This is a genomic window from Kitasatospora sp. NPDC127067 (assembly GCF_042724755.1).
In the GTDB taxonomy this organism is placed as follows: Bacteria; Actinomycetota; Actinomycetes; order Streptomycetales; family Streptomycetaceae; genus Kitasatospora; species Kitasatospora lactacystinica.
In genome coordinates this window covers 1-1330 of record NZ_JBHXEM010000307.1, presented here as the reverse complement: position 1 = coordinate 1330, position 1330 = coordinate 1, and the positions used below count along the sequence as shown (strand labels likewise).

Here is a 1330-nt window from a genome sequence, read left to right as displayed (position 1 = left end):
GGACGGAAGCGGCGGGCCCGGCGGTCCGGCTACGCGGTCCGGCTACGCGGTCCTGGTCGCGCCGGACCGCTTCGCGCACTCCGGCAGGTACGAGGAGCCCGCGGCGCCGGCCGCCAGCCAGCCGACGGCCAGCAGCCAGCCGGCGAGGACGTCCAGCGGCCAGTGCACGCCGAGGTAGATGCGGCTCAGGCCGATGGCGCCCGCGAACAGCACGGCGCCGACGACGGCCGTGCGGGTGGCGGCCGGACGCGTACGGGCGACGGCGAGCGCGAGCAGGCCGGCGCAGAGGGCGGACGTGAAGGCGTGCCCGGAGGGGAAGGCGAAGCCGGAGGCGGTGAACGCCCAGTCCGTCACGGGCGGCCGGGGCCGGCCGAAGGCGTGCATCAGTCCCTGGCGCAGCAGTTGCCCCAGCGCCAGCCACACCACGGGCAGGAGCAGCGCCCGTACCGTCGTCCACCGGCGCCTCGGCGAGCCGGTGGTCCCGACGGCGGTGAGGACGCCCGCGGCCAGGGCGAGGAGGTAGGGGACCACGCCGGTACCGAGCGAGGTGACGGCCATGGCCACGGCTCGGGCGAGCTCCGGGCGATGCGCGACGCACCAGTCGATGGCGGCCTGCTCGAAGGCGAACGGCGCCCAGCCGTGCGCGGCCACCACGGCCGCGACCACCGCGAAGGCCGACCACGCACCGACGAGCACCACCACCCACCGCCGACGCTCCGTCATCCGGTCAGCCGCCATCCCAGCCCTCCTGCCAGCACCGCCCGGGCCACCGGAACGCGGCCCCGCGCGGCCAGGGTAGCGAGCCCGCGCCCGACGACACCGGCCGGCGCCCCCGCCACGGCCTCGCGCGCGTCGCGGCCCCCGGCCGGTCGACGCCGGTTCACCAGGTCGTCCTGAACGGCCCCGGCCACCGCCCCGCGCTGCCCCGCCGGGCCACCGGCGAACCCCACCGACCGGCGCGACACGCCCTCGACGGCCGATCAGAGGACCGGCGGCCCCGCCTCGACGCGGCGGAGTACCGGGAGCAGCCGGTCCAGGTCGGGGCCGGTCTGGAGCCGGCGCTCGTCCCACCAGGTGGCACCGGCGTCGTGCAGCGGACCGATCACATCCCTGGCCCTGGCCGCGTCCGGCGGTGTGGCGCCGCCGAGCACGAACTCGAAGGGGCGCTCGGCCGCGACCGTACGGTGCCTGCGCACATAGCCGACCAGATCCCGCACCTCCGCCACGTCCGGCACCTGGCCGTGCCGGGCCGTCTCGAAGAGCGGCACCGCGCCGTCCCACCGCGCCGCCCGCCGCATCGGCGGGCGGCGCGGCCAGAACCCGCCGATCC

At 78.0% G+C, this 1330-nt stretch carries 1 protein-coding gene and 1 pseudogene; both read right to left on the bottom strand.

The features are described 5' to 3' along the window. Positions 1-42 precede the first annotated feature (42 nt). Positions 43-738: a phosphatase PAP2 family protein gene (locus ACFWJ4_RS41625; RefSeq protein ID WP_380554695.1), complete on the bottom strand. Its 696-nt coding sequence runs from the start codon at positions 736-738 to the stop codon at positions 43-45. Between the two features lie 242 nt (positions 739-980). Next, positions 981-1330: pseudogene (locus ACFWJ4_RS41620) on the bottom strand (LLM class flavin-dependent oxidoreductase); the annotation flags it as partial.